Below are 18672 nucleotides of genomic sequence, written 5' to 3'. Positions count from 1 at the left end.
GAAAAAGTTAGCGAATAGGTGGTCAACTCATCCCACAGCTACGAAAACATCGCTTGGCTTCCAACACCCACCCGCGTCTGCGACAGCCGTAGATTCGGTTTAGCTACGCTATGATTTTCTTGAATTGCCGTGAAAAAATGGAAGTCATTAGTACCAACGACCAACGACCAATGACCAATAACTAAATGACTATTAATAACTGCTATATTTCTTGGTTTTTATCCTCTAGCAGATGAATTACATCTATCGATAGAATTATAAACTAGCTAGCGATAGATACCTACACCGTGGGATAGATGTCACAATACCGATGTTTGTAGTGACACACGATCTTGAAACGATGTGCTATTGATTCTACAAATGTGAATTACATAAAATTTTGAGTTTTTTATGGTACAAACTCCCGCATCCCAATTTTCACCAGATCAATATAAAGTTGATTCTGCACAAGAAAAAGTAGAAGCTATTATAGAAGCACCGCTATCAGATACTGAGATTGACTTAGAGTTTCTTTACACCAGAGATATTGAATTTCGTCAAGAAACCATTTACTTTCTTGTGGTTGATCGTTTTTATGATGGCGATCCAGGTAATAGCGAAGGTGCAAACTCAGAACTGTACGATCCAGCTAGAGAAGATTGGGGTAAGTACTGGGGTGGTGACTTGCAAGGTGTCATCGATAAATTAGATTATCTCAAAAATATGGGAGTTACAGCCCTTTGGCTAACTCCACTATTCGAGCAGGTTGAAGAGTTGTTTGTTGGCAATGCAGCGTTACATGGCTATTGGACAAAAGACTTTAAGCGGCTCAATCCTCGCTATATTGCTGATGGAGAGAACCCTTCTTTAAATGCTACGCAAGAAGAAAAAAATACGACCTTTGATCGGTTAGTTACGGAACTGCACAAGCGCAATATGAAGCTGGTGCTAGATATTGTCTGCAACCACAGCAGCCCTGATACTAGCGGTAGTAAAGGTGAATTATATGATGATGGCGTTAAAATTGCTGACTTCAATGATGATGTCAATAATTGGTATCACCACTATGGTGAAGTGCAAAATTGGGAGGACGATTGGCAGGTACAGAATTGTGAACTATCTGGTTTAGCAACCTTCAATGAAAACAATACAGAATATCGGCAGTATATTAAATCAGCCATTAAACAATGGCTAGACCGGGGTGTGGATGCACTACGGGTTGATACTGTCAAGCACATGCCCATTTGGTTCTGGCAAGAATTCACTGGCGACATGAGCAATCACAAACCAGATGTATTTATTTTTGGTGAATGGATTTACAGTAATCCTAGTGACGATCGCTCGGTGGAATTTGTTAACCACTCAGGCATGACACTGCTAGACTTTGGGCTGTGCGTAGCAATTCGAGCCGCACTAGGGCAAGGTTCAGAAATGGGATTCCAGACAATTCAATACATTTTTGACCAGGATTATCGCTATAGCGGGGCAACAGAGTTAGTTACCTTCATCGATAATCATGATATGTGCCGCTTCCAATCGCTGAACCCCGATCCAGCGATGCTAAAGGTTGCGATCGCCTTAATCATGACATCTCGCGGTATTCCCTGTATATATTACGGGACAGAACAGTATTTACATAACGATACTGATGGCGGTAATGATCCATACAACCGCCCGATGATGGAAAATTGGGATACTGAGAGTGAGATTTATCGTTGTATTAGATTGCTGTCTGGTTTACGGCGGCTGAATCCAGCCATATCAATGGGTAGCCATTGGCAAAAATACTTAACAGCAGATATTTACTGTTATGTGCGCCGCTATCGTGATTCTTTGTGTTTCGTAGCTTTAAATCGGGGAGGAGAAGTTACTCTCCCAGAAGTAGAGACAGAATTACCCGATGGTGAGCATACCTGCGTGGTGACTCGCAATAAGTATGAAGTAAAAGATGGCAAGATTTATGACCTAGTACTAGAAGAACGGGGAGTGCTTGTTTTCAGCCACGTTGGAGAACGGATCAAAGCACAGACAATTGTCCGCGTCCAACTTAATGGTGTGGATACCCAACCAGGTGAAATCGCTGTGGTGACAGGAGATTGCCCAGAGTTGGGTAACTGGGATATTAGCAAAGCATATCCGCTAGAGTACATCAACTCGAATACTTGGTCTGCCGAGATTCCCTTTGATGAAAGTGCTGGTAAGCTGATTGCTTATAAATATGCCATGTGGCGGGAGGGGCGATCGCCTCTGCGCGAAAATCTCGTAAATCGTCGCTGGGTGATTGCCAAAGAAGGTACTGTAAAATGGCGTGATACCTGGGCATCGGGAAGAGAATCGTAGAAATTTTATTCATTTATTCAGATCAGCAATAAAGTGCGAAGGAGCAAAATTTTCATCCTTTGCACTTTATTGTTTGTGAATTACTGAACCACATTTGTCGTAACGGTACAGCATTGCTGCGCCTTTACCGCGTGGTCTATATACGTGAAAATAGCTGTAATAAAACTTCTTATACCTATGGATACTCCGTTAAAGAACTTAAAGAGTAGCCGCTATATATATCCAAATATATCCAATACTCTGATTTCTAAATGCTTTTTCAATGTATTTTAGCTTACAGTGATCTGGATCACACCATCTTGTCAGTAAAAATAGGTAGTATCAAGCACATAAACATTTAAGAACTGTCAAAAAGAGGAGCTAAAAGGCTCTATCTTTTACAGAATAAAAGAATAGATATACCTTTACGAGTATTAAACTCACCAGTTTTTAATTCTTACCAAGTCATGTAAAAAAATGAGAAAAAGGTAAATGGTGATGTTCGATCTCCTACTGAAAAATCAATTAAGCGCTCCCAAAAAGCTGGAATTTAAAAAGGAAATTTTGGCACGAGTTCAGGGTAGAAATCCAGGTCATCTAAATGACGAAATAAATTTTTATAAAACTGAACTACTTCCCTATTTTATAAAATTGAGCCAACATAATCCTGTTTCCAGTGTTACAGAACAATTACGGCTTTTAGTGGGTGTTTGGACACCGATCTGGTCTAGCATGTCATTCCATGAAAGTTTACCAAAAAGAATACAAGACCAGTCTTTCCAAATTTTTCAGCATGATGGTTACTGTGCCAGTGTAGCTCGCTACATAATGGGGAAAGAGGCATCTTTATCTCAGAATTATCAATCAAATTTACCAGCTTATGATTTCATGGTAATCCAAAAATATGGAGTCCAAAATGGTAAATGGTATCTTCAAAATATTGATAGGTTTCAGGCTTTTCAAAATAGAGAAATTCCTTTAACTTTAGAATCAGTCTACAACTGGTTTACTAATGTAGTTAACACTAAAGTAAAAGTTAACGCGCCAAAATCTGATTTGTCTAATGCTCTAAATTTAGACAGCATAGAGATAAATCATGCTAATGAATTTCAAAAAACATCCTTAGCAACTTCTCAAATTTTTAAGCATTTATATATAGATAATGATTGGCGACTTGTGAAAACTCAAACAGATGCCTCACATCTGCCTAGCTACACAATTGCAGTGAAGAGACAGTAAAAAGCTTCCAAAAAGTGCCCAACGCACCGCGTTACATGGCGGTGGGTTAGGCTAAATAACCTGAGTGACCGTCAACCAGTGCCTAATACCCAGCCTTCAGATGGAATGGCTTTTATCTAAAAGTGCTTAACCCGAACTCAGGTTATATAATATTATGTCCGGTTAAACAATCGTCATTGCGTACCGCCAAGGCGGAATCCGTAGGGTAGGAAGCGATCGCACAGGTTACTTATCGTTAAACTGGAAATTGAACAACCATATAAATTTTTTTCAGGATTGCAATATGGCTTCCAGTAGTTACAAAACTATCGGTGAAGTTCTCAAAGTATTTCAAATTACTTATACGGAATCGAATTTCATCGGTGAAGCCGAGTTCAATATTCCTGATTATTTCCGGGAAGACTTAGAAACGGTAATGCGGGAAGGAGTCGTAGACAACTCAGAGTTTGCCATTTGCGAAAACTTGATTTACCCAGTTTTGAAGGAAGTTTGGAAGAAATACAGTAGCAAGTTTACTTTATGGAGTCATCAGTCATTAAATTATGATGAAAAATTATCAGGATTTCCTGAATATATTTTGGCTAAACGTTCTCCTTTAGGCAAAGTTGTATTTGACAAGCCATATTTCATTTTAATAGAGGCAAAGCAAGATAATTTTGAAGCTGGGTGGGCACAATGTTTGGCAGAAATGATTGCTGCACAGAGATTAAATGATGAATCGAGAATCACTATCTTTGGTATTGTTTCTAATGGCGATCGCTGGCAATTTGGCAAGCTAAAGGATGAATTATTTACTAGAAATATCACATTTTACTCTATTCAAGAGTTGGATAAATTATTTTCTGCTGTCAATTACGTATTTCAACAGTGTGAGTTGCAGCTAAATAATCTAGTTATTGCTTAATTAATCCCCACAAGGTGACAAAAAATGTGTCCGCCTATACAACAAAATAGTAACAATTGTTATAGGCTTGAAAAGCCCTTTACTTTTATACTTTTGGCGAAACTTCACCGCCAAAAAAGCACCAGAGCGATAGAAAATTACCTGTTACCAAATGCATTTGATAACTGACAAACGCAAATTTGGTTAAGTTGAACATATTTCTGTCAGCAGATAGGTGACTTTCTACGTTCTGGTTATTTCTTTTAATCCATCACAGCTAACACAGCTTTCGGCAATAACTTATCTTTAAACCAAACAATTCTCGCAGGGACATCATTTAATTTTACTCCCGCTTTTTCTAAATTAAGTCGTTCAGAAATTGCCAAAATTAAGTCATCACGTCCAGCCCGCCGCACCTGAGAAAACTTCTTTTGTAAATATTCTGGCCGCCAATAACCAACAATTTCTAATAAAAAGGTGCGTCCATCAGCATGAACTAAGCGAAAATCGGGAATCATCACACTACCAGGAATTGGTATTAAATCCACTTCTCGCTCTAATGCCCAACCACTTTTTAAAGCATCCCATTTATCAGCAAAGGACGCTTCTAACATACTATCATAGGGTTTCCCTGGTGGATAATGGGATACTAAACCACATTCAGAATTGAGAGTGAAACGCCCAGTTTTCCAAGTATTTGTATAAGCGTCGCGGGTTTGAAGAATGGACGAAAGACTCCATTTAGTAACGTGAAGTAAAGCAGGAATAAGTTTAGCGATCGCTAACCCATATCGCGTACTAGGATTAAACAAACTCGTCGGCCCATCTATCGTAATTGTAAACCCGTGGTCAGCATCGCCTTCAATATAAGCCATCAATTGAAACAACTTTAAATAGCGAAATAACAGCTTATATTCACCCGGAACATTCCGATGAGCATTTAACACCAGTTGACTGGCTTTATAAAATACACCCTGCACTTGAGATAAGTTATATCGATTTATCAAATCTGGCGCTGTTGGTGCATCAAACACTGTCAAAATTTTATTTTCAGATAAATCAGCATATAACCCATTACGAACCTGTTCCAATAAAACTTCCCGTTCAAGTTCTTTAGTTAACTCATCAGCAATTTTACTCAGAGTCACTTGTGTAGATTCTCGACTAGAAACAGACTTTGCAGCCAAAGAAAACACCCGTTCTCTTAACATTTGTGGTTCCAAAGGACTTACCACCTCAAAAGTGCAAAAACTGCTTTTGAGAATATAAGCTAACCCTCGCTTCACCCGATAATCTGTAGAATCTCCTTCAAAATCAGTCAATTGTCGCTCAAGCATACCTTGAGTCTTCCCCACTGCTGATTGAAAATAATTAATTAACTCAATCGCCAACTCCGAAGTTTTCTGATCAATCTTCAGTCTCTTCGGAATGATCTCCTCTCCGTTTTGGCGATGCATCAGTAAGTCTGTCGGTAACATCTGAATTCTGAATTTTAGATTTTGAACTTCCGGTTGAATAATTAATCTCTAACTGTTCCGCAGCCTTCAAACTCCTTTCCTTCCTACTCCCATACACAACCTGTAACTTTCCTTCCTTCTCTTTCTTCCCTTCGTGTCCTTCGCGCCTTCGCGGTTCGTCTCTCCTCTCCCCTCTCCGCCTAGCCGAAGTCCCCTCCTCACTCGTATCCTCCGCCACCACCTCATACAAAATTGCCTGCTTATTCTCAATATTCCCCTTCCGTAAAATTCTACCCAAGCGCTGAGTATACTCCCTAGCCGAACCCGTCCCCGATAAAATAATCGCCACCGAAGCCGCCGGCACATCAACCCCTTCATTCAACACATGAGAAGCAACCAAAGTATTATATTTACCCTCCCGAAATTTTGTTAATATCTCATGCCGTTCCTTCACAGGAGTTTGATGAGTAATCGCCGGAATTAGCAACTCTTGAGAAATACGATAAACCGTTGCATTATCAGCAGTAAAAATCAAAATTCTGGCCGGATAATGTTCTGCCAATAAATTAATCAAAATTCGCAACTTCCCATCAGTCCCCAAAGCGATATCTTTTGCTTCTCGGTGCGCCAACATCGCTCTCCGTCCAGATTGCGATCTAGCACTCATTTGCACGAACATTTGCCAACCTTGAAGACTCCCCAAAGAAATCTTCGATTGCTTCAAAAAATCATTGCGGGTTTGAATTAACTGGTTGTATCTTTCCCGCTCAAGTTGCGATAACTTTACCTTAATTTGGACAATTTCATGTTCTGCTAATGCCTTCCCCGCCAAATCTTCAGCGCGTTTGCGATATACTTCTTGGCCAATGAGGATATTTAACTCAGCGTGTTTACCATCGGTGCGTTCTGGTGTAGCGGAGAGTCCCAAGCGATAAGGTGCGATCGCATATTCTGCAATTACCCGATTAAAATCTGTCGGTAAGTGATGACATTCATCAAAAACAATCAACGCATATTGGTTTCCCAATGTTTCGGCGTGAATTGCGGCGCTGTCGTAAGTTGCAACTAGAATTGCCGTTCTATCCCGCGAACCACCCCCCAGCAATCCCACCTCAGCATCGGGGAAAGCCGCTACCAAGTGTGCATACCACTGGTGCATTAAATCCAAAGTTGGTACAACAATTAGCGTTGTGCGCGGCGTTGACTGCATCGCCATTTGCGCCAAATAAGTCTTTCCCGCCGCCGTAGGAAGCACAACCACCCCTTGTCTACCCGCTAGTTTCCAAGCTGCTAACGCCTCAGTCTGGTGGGGATAGGGTTCCATTTCTAGAGTAGGAACCAAATCTACTGGATAAAATTGCTTCGCCTCATCAATAAAATAAACATCTTCCGCTTGTAGTGCTTCTACTAGCGATCGGTATCTAATTGCGGGAATGCGGAATTTTTCAACTCTATCATCCCACGTAGCATAATCCATCCAACCTTTGCCGCGCGGTGGTGGATGCAAAATTAATGTGCCACGATCAAAATTTAGTGTAGGGGTACGAGCCATTTATGGGAATTGGGAATTGGGAATTGGGAATTGGGAATTGGGGATTGGGAATTATTTCTATTCGCCATGCCCTATTAACTAGTCCTTTGATTACTAATAACGCAAAAAGTGCATGATTCATCCAAGTAACTCAGATAAAACCCAACTAGATGCGCTCATTAGTCGTGGAATGTCCCATCGGCAAACCAAGAATAACCTGGCAGCATCCTATCAAGAACAGCGAAAAAGCTTTCTGCTAAAACGCCTGCAATTGCAAGCACAGATTCTTTTAGTAGCTGGCTTAACTTTAATCGCTTTTTTCCTTTGGGCAAATTCATCTCTAGAAGCCAAGATATACGCCTTTAAAATTGGGGCCGTAGTGGAATTATTTATTCTTCTTTGCTGGGGTTTATGTAAAACTCCTATCGGCCGCCGCTATCCTGACTTAATTTTTTTGAGTTTATCCTGGGCTGTCACTTGTGTTGTCCAAGTAGATATAGCTTTGCTATTTAACGATCTAGAACCTAGAACCAGTATTTGGACTTTGATGTTTCTCACTCAGGCTACAATCATTCCAGTCCAATGGTGGATGCATTTAATATCTCAACTCGGAACAATAATTTGCTATTTAACCTTATATCTCTTATATAATCCCGTCTTGAAAAATCCCTCGGCTTTTTATGTTGAACAAGGATTATACTTTTTTTGGACTTGCATAATTTGTGTATTTTCTGTTTATTTATACGAACGCTTACGAAAAAAAGAATTTCAGGCGCGTACAGCAATGGAACTGGCACAGCAGAAATCCGAACGGCTGTTACTAAATATCCTGCCAGAGATGATTGCAGAACAATTAAAACAACAGCCTACAACCATTGCCGATAGCTTTCTAGAAGTTACAGTATTATTTGCCGATATTGTCGGTTTTACTGAGCTTTCAACTCGGACATCTCCTGCGGAATTAGTCGAGTTATTAAATACAATATTTTGTTTATTCGACCAATTAGCGGAACTTCATGGAGTAGAGAAAATCAAGACTATTGGCGATGCATACATGGCTGTCGCAGGATTGCCAAATCAGTCTAAAAACCATGCTTCAGTAATAGCTAATATGGCGTTAGGTATGCAAAAGGCTATAACTACCTTCAATACAGAAAACAATCAATTATTTCGCATCCGTATTGGTGTTAGTACGGGGCCAGTAGTGGCGGGAGTGATTGGATTGAAAAAGTTTGCCTACGATCTCTGGGGAGATACAGTAAATACTGCTAGTAGAATGGAATCACATGGGATAGCAGGTAGTATCCAAGTTTGTGAAGCGACTTATCAGCTTTTAAAGGATAAATACTTATTTGAGAAACGAGGTTTAATTCAGGTTAAAGGTAAAGGAGAAATGATGACTTATATTCTCAAAGAAATTAATTTTAAACCTTAATGTAACTATGCTTTTTGAAGGATATCCCCAAATATAAACTATATAATTAGAGCGATATAGATCAGCTATTGAACATTTGGTAAAACGAAGTTTTACTACTTTAGACAGATTCACAGGAACTAATTGCTTTGATGTGTATTTTTCCGATGCATAATAAATGTTGAGCGATGTCTATAACGGGCTACGCCTACGCATTATCTAGCTGATTTTGGGAATAATCCTTTAGCTAGCTGCATAAAAGGAGAGCCACATTGAAAGGAACACGTTCCCTTCTATCACCTTATGTTGTTGCATTATTAGCTGTTAGTAGTGCATTACTACTAACACTATTGCTACAGCCACTACTGAAACCAACTATTTTCTTACTGTTTTTTGCTGGCGTGGCGGTTAGTGCCTCGTATGGCGGTATGGAAGCAGGGTTGACGGCTATTGCTTTGTCTACTTTAGCAGTCAGCTATTTTTTCTTAGAGCCAGTGTTTTCGCTCTTGGTTGTGAATCTGGACAGCATCAGACGGTTAGGCTTGTTTGTCCTGGTGACGACATTCGTCAGCTTGCTGAACTCAGAATTACGCACTGCCAAACGACATCTTCAAATAAGTTTGCAGAAATTAGAGGTGAGCGAGGCAAAGCTGAGAAGGTTGGTAGAGTCCAACATTATTGGGGTAATTGTAGCCAATATGGACGGGGCGATCGCAGAAGCTAATGATGCTTTTTTACAAATGGTAGGTTATTCGCAAGAAGATTTACTTGCAGGGCGGGTTCGATGGCGCGACATGATCTCACCAAAATATATTGAAGCAAACGATCGCGCGATCGCAGAACTCAAAACCAAAGGTGTATGTCAGCCTTTTGAGAACGAATACATCCGCAAAGATGAAACCTGTGTTCCCATTCTGTTAGGTTCTGCTTTGTTAGAAAATAATTCTAACAATATTATCTCTTTTGTCCTTGATTTAAGCGAACGCAAACGAGCCGAAGCAACACTACACCAACGAGAAGATGAACTGCGGCTAATTACAAATGCCGTGCCTGTCCAGATTTCATACGTTGATGCCGAGCAGCGTTATCGCTTTAATAATAAACGATATGAAGATTGGTTTGGGCTTCCTACTTCAGAAATTTATGGTAAACACATTAGAGAAATTCTCGGAGAGTCGGTTTATCAGTCAATTCTTCCTTATATAGAAACGGTACTTTCAGGAGAAGAAGTAACTTACGAAACCCAATTACTCGATAAAGATGGCACAAATCATTACGTGAATGTCACTTACATTCCCCAGTTCAATCAGCAAGAAAAAGTTAAAGGATTTGTTGCCTTAATCACAGATATTACACTTCATAAATTAGCAGAAGCAGCCCTCAAACAAAGCGAGAAGCGGTTAAAGACACTAACCGAAAAAGTCCGCATGATTCCTTGGGAAGTAAATGCCAATACTGGAAATTTTACTTATGTAGGGCCGCAAACCGTTGAGATTCTTGGCTATCCATTATCAGACTGGTACATCGATGATTTCTGGGCAAAACATATCCATCCAGAAGATCGATGGGCTATCCAGTATTGCCAAGAATCTTCTTTAACACTGAATAATTATGAATTTGAATACAGAATGTTAGCTGCTGATGGGAGAATTGTCTGGTTATATGACATTGTTAATGTCGTGCGGGATGAAAATGGGCCACAGCTACTACACGGGTTCATGATTGACATTACCGATCGCAAACAAGCAGAGCAAGAACGCGAACAACTGCTTGAGCGCGAACAAGCAGCACGCGCCGATGCCGAAGCTGCAAACCGGATGAAGGATGAATTTCTCGCTACACTCTCCCACGAACTCCGCACACCCTTAAACGCCATACTGGGTTGGACGCAGCTACTTAGGAGTCGCAAGTTTGATGAGGCTACCACTGGAAGGGCGCTAGAGACAATTGAGCGTAACACCAGATCGCTGACGCAACTGATTGAAGATGTTCTCGACGTGTCACGGGTTATTAGAGGCACACTTCACCTAAGTATGCATCGGGTAAAACTTGTACCACTTGTAGAGGCGGCAATCGATACTGTGCGCCCAGCAGCTGCGGCTAAAGAGATTAGGATCAACTGTAGATTCGATCCTGAAGTCGGGGTGATTGTGGGTGATACCCAGCGCCTGCAACAGGTTGTGTGGAATTTGCTCTCCAACGCCGTCAAGTTTACACCCAAAAATGGAAGAGTTGATGTGCAATTAAAACGAATTGAATCTTCCGTGCAAATTCGGGTAAGTGATACGGGAATGGGGATTGCTGCCGGATTCCTTCCCCATGTATTTGAACGCTTTCGTCAAGCTGACAGTTCGATTACGCGATCGCACGGCGGATTAGGATTAGGATTAGCGATCGTCCGTCACTTGGTAGAATTACACGGTGGTACAGTCTCTGTGGAAAGTCCAGGAATTGGACAGGGAGCGACATTTATTGTCAATCTGCCCATGAAAGCCGTTTATGTAGAGGCTAATACAGCAGAGGAGCTTTCACTTCTAGTAGATGTTCAAGAGGCTAACAATTACCTGCCCAGGCTAGATGACTTACGAGTGCTGATTGTCGATGATGAAGCAGACGCGCGTCATTTACTCACGACAATTCTGGGACAGTATGGGGCGCAAGTCATAGTAGCTGCATCTGCTTGTGAAGCACTGCTTACTTTACAAAAATTTTCTCCTCACATAATAGTGAGCGACATCGGTATGCCACAGGAAGATGGCTACGCACTAATTCGTCAAGTGAGGGCGCTACCAGCAGATCGAGGAGGGCGGATTCCAGCAGTGGCGCTGACAGCTTATGCTAGGGCTGAAGATCGCACACAAGCGTTGTTAGCAGGTTTTCAACTCCACGTCCCCAAGCCAGTTAATCCCGCCGAGTTAGCAGCTGTGGTTGCCAACCTCACTGGACGCACTTGAAGAATTAAACAGGACTTACGCAAAAATTGCCGAAAAGCTTAATTTATCGAACCGCCCTCCGGGTTCACAGTCGCCTACGGCGGGAAACCCGCCTACAGCGCTGATTCACCAAGACGCCAAGAACGCCAAGAATTCGTAGAGTGTGCGTAAGTCCTATTAAAAATTAACGATCTGCGATTTATCAGCAATGCCCAAAAAAGCACTCTGGGGTAGGTTGGGTTGAGACACGAAACCCAACATTCTCAGGGCTTTGTTGGGTTTCACTCCGTTCAACCCAACCTACAAATCTCATAAAAATTTGCCTATGTTGGCCTAATTTAAGGTTTCATCGAGCAGTGAACACCTGTTCAGCAAATTGATACATTGATCGCAACAATCAGATAGAAAGTAGTTTATCGATACATTTAATCTAGTTTTATCTAAAGGTAAAAACTAATAATGGGCACTCCAAAGTGGGGATATTTTGCAATACATTGAAGGAGGCATTAATGCAATTACAACAAACACCAGTCTTGGAAGAAACTTTTTGGCAAGCAGTTCTCAATCGAGATCCCAGTTTTGAAGGTAAGCTTTTCTATGGTGTTCGCTCCACAGGCGTTTATTGCCGACCGATTTGCCCTAGTCGCAGACCAAATCGCAATCAAGTTTGTTTCTTTAAGTCGGCACAAGAGGCTGAAATTGCAGATTTTCGACCTTGTAAGCGCTGTCAGCCACAATCTGAAACAGTTCCAAATCCAGCCAAAGCGAAAGTTTTAGCAGTATGTCGATATATTGAAGCACAAGTTGACCACATCCCCACCCTCTCGGAATTATGCTCTCAGGTGGAAATGAGTCCTAGTTATCTGCAAAAGGTATTTACACAAATAATTGGTGTATCTCCTTTCCAATATGCGGATGCACTGCGTAGTCAACGCTTGAAACAGCATCTCCAGTTAGGGGAAGAAATTGCTGATGCAGTTTACGAAACGGGTTATGGTTCAAGTAGCCAACTCTATGAGAAAGCACCTAAACAACTAGGAATGACACCAAAAACTTATCAGCAAGCTGGAAAGACAATCAAGATTGTTTATGCGATCGCTCCATGTTCGCTAGGATATTTACTGGTGGCAACAACAGAGAAGGGTATCTGTGCCGTTAAACTAGGTGATGAAGCAGACAAGTTGGAACACATTTTACTTCAGGAATTTCACCAGGCGCAGATTATGCGTGATGACCACACACACAAAGACTGGATACAAGCAATCCTTGACTTGATTGCAGGAGATGAAACACATCTTGATTTACCACTTGATGTCCGTGGGACAGCATTCCAGAAACAGGTTTGGCAAGCATTACAAAAAATTCCCTATAGCGAAACCCGCACCTATACCGATATTGCCCGTGATATTGCCAAGCCACACGCAGTCCGCGCCGTGGGAAATGCTTGTGGAGCTAATCCGATCGCACTGATTGTACCGTGTCATCGAGTGCTGCGGAGTGATGGCAGTGTTGGTGGTTATCGCTGGGGAGTTGAGCGCAAACAAAAACTGCTTATCCAAGAATCGAAGTTACTCAAAGATTACTCAAACACTAGAACTAGAATCGCTGACTGAAGAAAGTCTCACCCGTGGTTCATGACAGATATTCCGCCATGCAATGCCTAGCGATTAGAAATCGCGGCTATACAAACGAAGTCCGCCTGCGCGGACTAACACAAAACCAAGGCTTTTCAACCTGCGGAGGCAGGTAAAGTCTCGTGTAGCCGCGACTTCTAGTCGCCTGGTGCAAGATATAAGTTAAGCTACCTATTTGATCCAGATAGCGATCGCTTTTCCACCGCACATATAACGCCTTAACTCCTGGGGGTACATTCGTCTTCGACATTGCGGAGGAAGGACAAATTGCACCAGGTACTAAGTAGTTAAACATAATTAATTACACAATGTCATTGCGAATGTAGCGAAGCGAAATGAAGCAATCCCAGCCCTTGCGATTTCTATCTCTACGAGACGCTCCGCGAACGCTTCGCTCGCAATGACTGTAATTAATTTTGTGTGGTTACTTATAACTAAGGGTTTCACAGAATTTATTGCATACAGACCAAGATTATAAATACTTAAATCAAATCCAACATCTAATTTTTTTGTTATGGTGATCCCAAAGGAATTGTTGAGTAATTATGAGGTGTCAATTAAGTGACTAGTCGATTAATTTGTATATTGAAATACAAATTTATAGGAAGGTTTTTTCTCTAAAGCGAATTTGTTTTGTCAGTTATTAGGTTGAGCAATACGCATTTCAATATCTTCCAATGTTTGTAACAATAGACTTTTTGCCTGCAATTTCCAACCCCATTTTTGAATTCTGTAAGCTGATACAGTCCCAACTATAGCTGCTAACAAACAAATGGGTTGATTTAAAGAAATTCCGAATAATAAACCTAATCCAGCAATTCCCCAAAATGGTAAGGCTACCGTTTGTCTTTGTTCTTCCACAATTTGAGTCACTATATTAGAAGATTGCTTAGTAGCGAGTAGTGCTTCTTTGACTTGTCGCTGTTCAGTCGCCGATACTGATAAGCCTATTTTACGGCGCAGTTTTTCTATTTTGCGGGCATCAGTGCTGTACTCAGTTAACTCATCTTCTGCCATTTTCAGCAGTCGTTCTAGTTGTGCCATTGTGTATTGCATCCGGTATTTTGATACAGCTATTAACCTGAATAATTGTTAACTTTTCTTGACTGTAGCGTTGTATTCAATCGCCAAATTTAAAGTTACGCGACAAAAAGAAAATCTAAAATTGAATGTGGGAAAGATATGCTCACGGTTACGCACTTACAAATTGAGTATAAATTTAAAAGGTAATTATGACTACAGTATCTAAAAGTACCTTATCTCCATCTGCTCAAGAGCGATCGCTCATCTTGTGGTTTGATGAAGTTGGAATTGCTGATATCCCCTTAGTTGGTGGTAAAAATGCCTCACTGGGGGAAATGATTCAACAGCTAACCCCTAAAGGGATTAACGTTCCTACAGGATTCGCTACAACTGCTTACGCCTATCGTCATTTCATCAAATCAGCAGGTTTAGAAGCAAAGTTACGCAAACTCTTTGCTGATTTGGATGTTGAGGATGTCAAAAATTTACGAGAACGGGGAAAAAAAGCGCGATCGCTATTAATCCACACTCCATTTCCTGTAGAATTGCGAGAGGCGATCGCCACAGCCTACCATAATCTTTGTGAACAATACAACGCAGAGACAGATGTAGCAGTCCGTTCTAGCGCCACCGCCGAAGACTTACCCGATGCTAGTTTTGCTGGACAGCAAGAAACTTATCTTAACGTTGTCGGTGCTGAAGGGGTTTTAGCAGCTTGTCACAAATGCTTTGCTTCCATATTTACCGATCGCGCTATTTCTTATCGTCATACCAAGGGATTTGACCATTTTAGCGTTGCTCTGGCTGTGGGCGTGCAAAAAATGGTGCGTTCTGACTTAGCAACCTCTGGGGTGATGTTCTCCATTGATACAGAAACCGGATTTAAGGATGCGGCACTAATTACAGCCGCTTATGGTTTAGGTGAAAACGTTGTTCAAGGTTCTGTAAATCCCGATGAATATTATGTTTTTAAACCAACTTTAAAAGCTGGTTTTCGCCCAATTATCGATAAAAAATTGGGTAGTAAAGAACTGAAAATGATTTATGATGACGGCTCCAAATTTACGAAAAATGTCTCTGTTCCTGCTGGGGAAAGAGCCAAATTCGCCCTAAGTGATGAAGAGATTTTGCAGCTAGGAACTTGGGCATGTTTAATTGAAGATCATTATTCTCAAGTCCACGGTATTTTCACTCCAATGGATATTGAGTGGGCAAAAGATGGCATTACTAACCAACTTTTTATTGTGCAAGCGCGTCCCGAAACCGTCCAGTCGCAGAAGACAGGAAATGTATTGCGGAGTTATCGGTTGGTATTGGGGAATAAGGAATGGGGAATAGGAAATGGGGAAAAATCTTCCCAATTCCCAACTCCCCTGGTTACGGGAAGTGCAATTGGAGAAGCTATTAGTCAAGGGAAAGTCCGCCTAATCTTAGATGTTCAGAAACTCGAACAGTTTCAACCTGGGGAAGTTTTAGTGACAGAAAGAACTGATCCCGATTGGGAACCAATTATGAAACGCGCTAGTGCAATTGTCACCAACTCTGGTGGTAGAACATGCCATGCAGCAATCATCGCGCGCGAATTGGGTGTACCTGCGATCGTGGGATGTGGCAATGCTACAAAAATCTTAAAACCTGGTCAAGAGGTAACAATTTCTTGCGCCGAAGGGCAAGAGGGAAAAGTTTATGCAGGTTTATTACCTTTTGAAGTTGAAGAAGTTCCTTTAGAGAACTTACCGCGTACTCATACTCAAATTTTAATGAATGTGGGTAATCCCCAAGAAGCATTGAGTTTATCGGCAATTCCTAACGATGGCGTAGGTTTAGCACGGACAGAATTTATTATCGCTAACCAAATTCAAATTCATCCAATGGCGTTGATTCATTATGAATTATTAAAAGATGAATTTGTCAAAGTTAAAATTGCTGACATTACCTCACTTTATGAAGATAAATCTCAATATTTTGTAGATAAATTAGCTCAAGGCATTGGTAGAATTGCCGCAGCATTTTATCCTAAACCAGTAATTGTGCGAATGTCAGATTTTAAAAGTAATGAATATGCAAATTTATTAGGTGGGCGACAGTTTGAACCCCATGAAGAAAACCCGATGCTGGGTTGGCGAGGAGCAGCACGTTACTATGATGAAGGCTACAGAGAAGCTTTTGCCCTAGAATGTCATGCCCTCAAACGGGTACGGGAAGATATGGGTTTAACGAATGTTATTCCGATGATTCCCTTTTGTCGCACTCCTGATGAAGGGCGGTTGGTTTTGGCAGAGATGGCAAAAAATGGTTTAAAGCAGGGCGTTAACGACTTGCAGGTTTATGTAATGTGTGAGTTGCCCAGTAATGTGATTTTGGCTGAGGAATTTGCTGAGGTATTTGATGGGTTTTCAATTGGTTCTAATGATTTAACTCAACTAACACTAGGGATAGATAGGGATTCGGCATTGGTCGCGCGATTGTTTGATGAACGCAGCCCTGCTGTTAAGCGAATGGTGAAAATGGTTATAGAAACGGCGAAAAAATGCGATCGCAAAATCGGCATTTGTGGACAAGCACCCAGCGACTATCCAGAATTTGCCCAGTTTTTGGTTGAACAAGGAATTGACTCGATTAGTCTGAATCCAGATTCGGTTTTAAAGACGATGCTGGAAGTCGCAAAAGTCGAAGGTACTAATTCGTAATTCGAGTAATTTATGCCAGCTAAAGACCGCTATCACCAGAACGTCAAAAATGCCCTAATTAAAGATGGCTGGACTGTTACAGACGATCCCTTTCATCTAAAGTGGGGAAAAAAGGATCTTTACGTGGATTTGGCAGCCGAAAAGTTGCTCATCGCAGAAAAAGGAACAGAGAAGATTGCTGTAGAAATCAAAACCTTTGGTGGCGACTCAGAAGTGGCAGACCTAGAACAGGCAATTGGCCAGTACTTTACCTACCTTGCTGTCATGAGCCGCAATTATCGAGATAGGGTTTTGTATATCGCTGTTCATGAGGATATTTTTACCGACATTTTTGAGGAAGAACCGCTTGGTAAACTTATATTGGAAGATTACAAAATTCCTCTAATCGTTTTTAATCCAAAGCGGGAGGTTATAGTCCGATGGGTGATCTGGAGCAATACAGGCAGCTAATTTGCAGCATTCTTACTGAACACACAAAGATTCCCTACTCTTACGGTGATATTCAGCATGAAACTATCTTTGATCGAGAACAGGATCGATATTTGGTCATGATTCTTGGTCGAGAGCCAGTGCCAGAACTCTCTCCAACTGCAACGCGTCGCGTTCACGGCTGTCTAATTCACATTGATATTATAGATGGCAAAATTTGGATTCAACGTGATGGCACTGAAGAGGGATTAGCAACGGAATTAGTTAGGGCTGGTGTGCCGAAGGATCGGATTGTGTTAGGGTTCCGGTCTGAAGAACTGCGGAAAAATTCAGAATTTGCGTAGTTTACCGCCGCAGGCATCGCATAACCAAAGCTAATTAAACTTCTGGATAATTGCCCATAGCATAGCGATCGCCATTTTTTTGTTTGTCTAATTGTCTACAAAACTTTTGACTGCTCAACCATAAGTATCTTAGTATTTTGCAGAATGGCAATTTATTTTAGCCAAAAGCAAGATGACAAATCTTTGGGAAACCGAACGCTTGATTATTCGCAGTTGGATACCCGAACGCGATGCCGAACAAGCCTTTGTAATTTATAGTGACCCCGAAGTTACGCACTTTCTTGGTAAAGCTTCTCTGGTAACAAGTGTTGAGTCACAGCGTCAGCGTTTGATTGACAACATCGAGCGATGTCTACGACGGGCTACGCCTACGCACCGACGCAACAATGGTACTGGATATTGGGCAATTGTCGAAAAGCAAACTACAACAATTGTAGGAACTATCATTCTCAAACAATTGCCCGACAAAGATGGTTTACCCACTCAAGATTATGAGGTAGGCTGGCACTTAAGGCGAGCTTCTTGGGGTAAAGGCTATGCAACAGAAGCCGGACAAGCTATGCTCAACTACGGATTTAGTGTGTTGAACTTGCCAGTAATTTATGCCGTAGTGAAGCCAGAAAATCATGCCTCAATCCGTGTAACAGAACGATTGGGTATGAAACCAGTGGGGCGAACAAACAAGTATTACAATATTGAACTACTCCTGTTTCAACTAGATGCACCTGAAGAGTGGAAGGGAAATAGGGGAGCAGTTCTTGAGCAGAGGGCAGGGGGGCGAAGGAGTGGAGTTTAAA

14 protein-coding genes are annotated in these 18672 nt (G+C 41.5%); 10 read left to right on the top strand and 4 right to left on the bottom strand.

Annotated features, from left to right (window positions below):
- Nucleotides 1–390: 390 nt before the first annotated feature.
- The 3 genes from VB732_RS20310 to VB732_RS20300 all read left to right on the top strand — a co-directional run bounded on the left by VB732_RS20310 (nucleotide 391) and on the right by VB732_RS20300 (nucleotide 4441).
- On the top strand, nucleotides 391–2319 hold the full coding sequence (locus VB732_RS20310) for an alpha-amylase family glycosyl hydrolase (protein ID WP_323232709.1): 1929 nt from the start codon (nucleotides 391–393) through the stop codon (nucleotides 2317–2319).
- A gap of 477 nt (nucleotides 2320–2796) precedes the next feature.
- Nucleotides 2797–3537 (top strand): hypothetical protein, encoded by a 741-nt coding sequence (locus VB732_RS20305; protein WP_323232708.1) that lies wholly within the window; start codon nucleotides 2797–2799, stop codon nucleotides 3535–3537.
- A 283-nt stretch (nucleotides 3538–3820) separates the two neighbouring features.
- Nucleotides 3821–4441 carry a hypothetical protein gene (locus VB732_RS20300; RefSeq protein ID WP_323232707.1) on the top strand — a complete coding sequence of 207 codons (621 nt, stop codon included), beginning with the start codon at nucleotides 3821–3823 and terminating at the stop codon, nucleotides 4439–4441.
- Nucleotides 4442–4683: 242 nt separating this feature from the next.
- Here the strand turns inward: VB732_RS20300 and VB732_RS20295 are convergent, their stop codons facing one another.
- Both VB732_RS20295 and VB732_RS20290 read right to left on the bottom strand, forming a co-directional pair.
- Nucleotides 4684–5898, bottom strand: a complete 1215-nt coding sequence (locus VB732_RS20295) for a DUF790 family protein (RefSeq protein WP_323232706.1) — start codon at nucleotides 5896–5898, stop codon at nucleotides 4684–4686.
- Nucleotides 5828–7429: a DEAD/DEAH box helicase family protein gene (locus VB732_RS20290; RefSeq protein ID WP_323232705.1), complete on the bottom strand. Its 1602-nt coding sequence runs from the start codon at nucleotides 7427–7429 to the stop codon at nucleotides 5828–5830. The genes VB732_RS20295 and VB732_RS20290 overlap by 71 nt, the downstream gene beginning before the upstream one ends.
- A gap of 112 nt (nucleotides 7430–7541) precedes the next feature.
- Here VB732_RS20290 and VB732_RS20285 point away from each other — a divergent pair, with 112 nt between their 5' ends.
- The 3 genes from VB732_RS20285 to ada all read left to right on the top strand — a co-directional run bounded on the left by VB732_RS20285 (nucleotide 7542) and on the right by ada (nucleotide 13368).
- Nucleotides 7542–8843: an adenylate/guanylate cyclase domain-containing protein gene (locus VB732_RS20285; RefSeq protein ID WP_323232704.1), complete on the top strand. Its 1302-nt coding sequence runs from the start codon at nucleotides 7542–7544 to the stop codon at nucleotides 8841–8843.
- Nucleotides 8844–9094: 251 nt separating this feature from the next.
- A complete protein-coding gene (locus tag VB732_RS20280; protein ID WP_323232703.1) occupies nucleotides 9095–11776 on the top strand; it encodes a PAS domain S-box protein in 2682 nt (893 codons plus the stop codon).
- A 488-nt stretch (nucleotides 11777–12264) separates the two neighbouring features.
- Nucleotides 12265–13368 carry a bifunctional DNA-binding transcriptional regulator/O6-methylguanine-DNA methyltransferase Ada gene (gene ada, locus VB732_RS20275; protein ID WP_323232702.1) on the top strand — a complete coding sequence of 368 codons (1104 nt, stop codon included), beginning with the start codon at nucleotides 12265–12267 and terminating at the stop codon, nucleotides 13366–13368.
- Between the two features lie 67 nt (nucleotides 13369–13435).
- Here ada and VB732_RS20270 read toward each other — a convergent pair whose 3' ends face one another.
- Nucleotides 13436–13684 carry a hypothetical protein gene (locus tag VB732_RS20270; protein WP_323232701.1) on the bottom strand — a complete coding sequence of 83 codons (249 nt, stop codon included), beginning with the start codon at nucleotides 13682–13684 and terminating at the stop codon, nucleotides 13436–13438.
- Between the two features lie 341 nt (nucleotides 13685–14025).
- The gene (locus VB732_RS20265; protein ID WP_323232700.1) at nucleotides 14026–14433 is read right to left on the bottom strand and encodes a hypothetical protein; all 408 of its coding nucleotides are present in this window, start codon (nucleotides 14431–14433) and stop codon (nucleotides 14026–14028) included.
- A gap of 188 nt (nucleotides 14434–14621) precedes the next feature.
- On the opposite strand from VB732_RS20265, the gene ppsA reads away from it, so the two are divergent.
- The 4 genes from ppsA (at nucleotide 14622) to VB732_RS20245 (ending at nucleotide 18671) form a co-directional block, all read left to right on the top strand.
- A complete protein-coding gene (gene ppsA / locus VB732_RS20260) occupies nucleotides 14622–17102 on the top strand; it encodes a phosphoenolpyruvate synthase (protein WP_323232699.1) in 2481 nt (826 codons plus the stop codon).
- A 12-nt stretch (nucleotides 17103–17114) separates the two neighbouring features.
- The gene (locus VB732_RS20255; RefSeq protein ID WP_323232698.1) at nucleotides 17115–17552 is read left to right on the top strand and encodes an element excision factor XisH family protein; all 438 of its coding nucleotides are present in this window, start codon (nucleotides 17115–17117) and stop codon (nucleotides 17550–17552) included.
- On the top strand, nucleotides 17522–17875 hold the full coding sequence (locus VB732_RS20250; protein WP_323232697.1) for a XisI protein: 354 nt from the start codon (nucleotides 17522–17524) through the stop codon (nucleotides 17873–17875). The genes VB732_RS20255 and VB732_RS20250 overlap by 31 nt, the downstream gene beginning before the upstream one ends.
- Nucleotides 17876–18047: 172 nt before the next feature.
- Nucleotides 18048–18671 carry a GNAT family N-acetyltransferase gene (locus tag VB732_RS20245; protein WP_323232696.1) on the top strand — a complete coding sequence of 208 codons (624 nt, stop codon included), beginning with the start codon at nucleotides 18048–18050 and terminating at the stop codon, nucleotides 18669–18671.
- The last annotated feature ends 1 nt before the right edge of the window (nucleotide 18672 follow it).

Source organism: Nostoc sp. UHCC 0252, from assembly GCF_034931145.1.
Taxonomy (GTDB): Bacteria; Cyanobacteriota; Cyanobacteriia; order Cyanobacteriales; family Nostocaceae; genus Nostoc.
This window is presented reverse-complemented; position numbering and strand designations above follow the sequence as displayed.

Excerpts from the sequence above, each read along its gene's own strand:
- VB732_RS20290 (WP_323232705.1), bottom strand. The coding sequence starts at position 7,429 with ATGGCTCGTACCCCTACACTAAATTTTGATCGTGGCACATTAATTTTG.
- VB732_RS20255 (WP_323232698.1), top strand. The coding sequence starts at position 17,115 with ATGCCAGCTAAAGACCGCTATCACCAGAACGTCAAAAATGCCCTAATT.
- ada (WP_323232702.1), top strand. The coding sequence starts at position 12,265 with ATGCAATTACAACAAACACCAGTCTTGGAAGAAACTTTTTGGCAAGCA.
- VB732_RS20270 (WP_323232701.1), bottom strand. The coding sequence starts at position 13,684 with ATGTTTAACTACTTAGTACCTGGTGCAATTTGTCCTTCCTCCGCAATG.
- VB732_RS20245 (WP_323232696.1), top strand. The coding sequence starts at position 18,048 with ATGACAAATCTTTGGGAAACCGAACGCTTGATTATTCGCAGTTGGATA.
- VB732_RS20300 (WP_323232707.1), top strand. The coding sequence starts at position 3,821 with ATGGCTTCCAGTAGTTACAAAACTATCGGTGAAGTTCTCAAAGTATTT.
- VB732_RS20305 (WP_323232708.1), top strand. The coding sequence starts at position 2,797 with ATGTTCGATCTCCTACTGAAAAATCAATTAAGCGCTCCCAAAAAGCTG.
- VB732_RS20250 (WP_323232697.1), top strand. The coding sequence starts at position 17,522 with ATGGGTGATCTGGAGCAATACAGGCAGCTAATTTGCAGCATTCTTACT.
- VB732_RS20295 (WP_323232706.1), bottom strand. The coding sequence starts at position 5,898 with ATGTTACCGACAGACTTACTGATGCATCGCCAAAACGGAGAGGAGATC.
- VB732_RS20310 (WP_323232709.1), top strand. The coding sequence starts at position 391 with ATGGTACAAACTCCCGCATCCCAATTTTCACCAGATCAATATAAAGTT.
- VB732_RS20265 (WP_323232700.1), bottom strand. The coding sequence starts at position 14,433 with ATGGCACAACTAGAACGACTGCTGAAAATGGCAGAAGATGAGTTAACT.
- VB732_RS20285 (WP_323232704.1), top strand. The coding sequence starts at position 7,542 with ATGATTCATCCAAGTAACTCAGATAAAACCCAACTAGATGCGCTCATT.
- ppsA (WP_323232699.1), top strand. The coding sequence starts at position 14,622 with ATGACTACAGTATCTAAAAGTACCTTATCTCCATCTGCTCAAGAGCGA.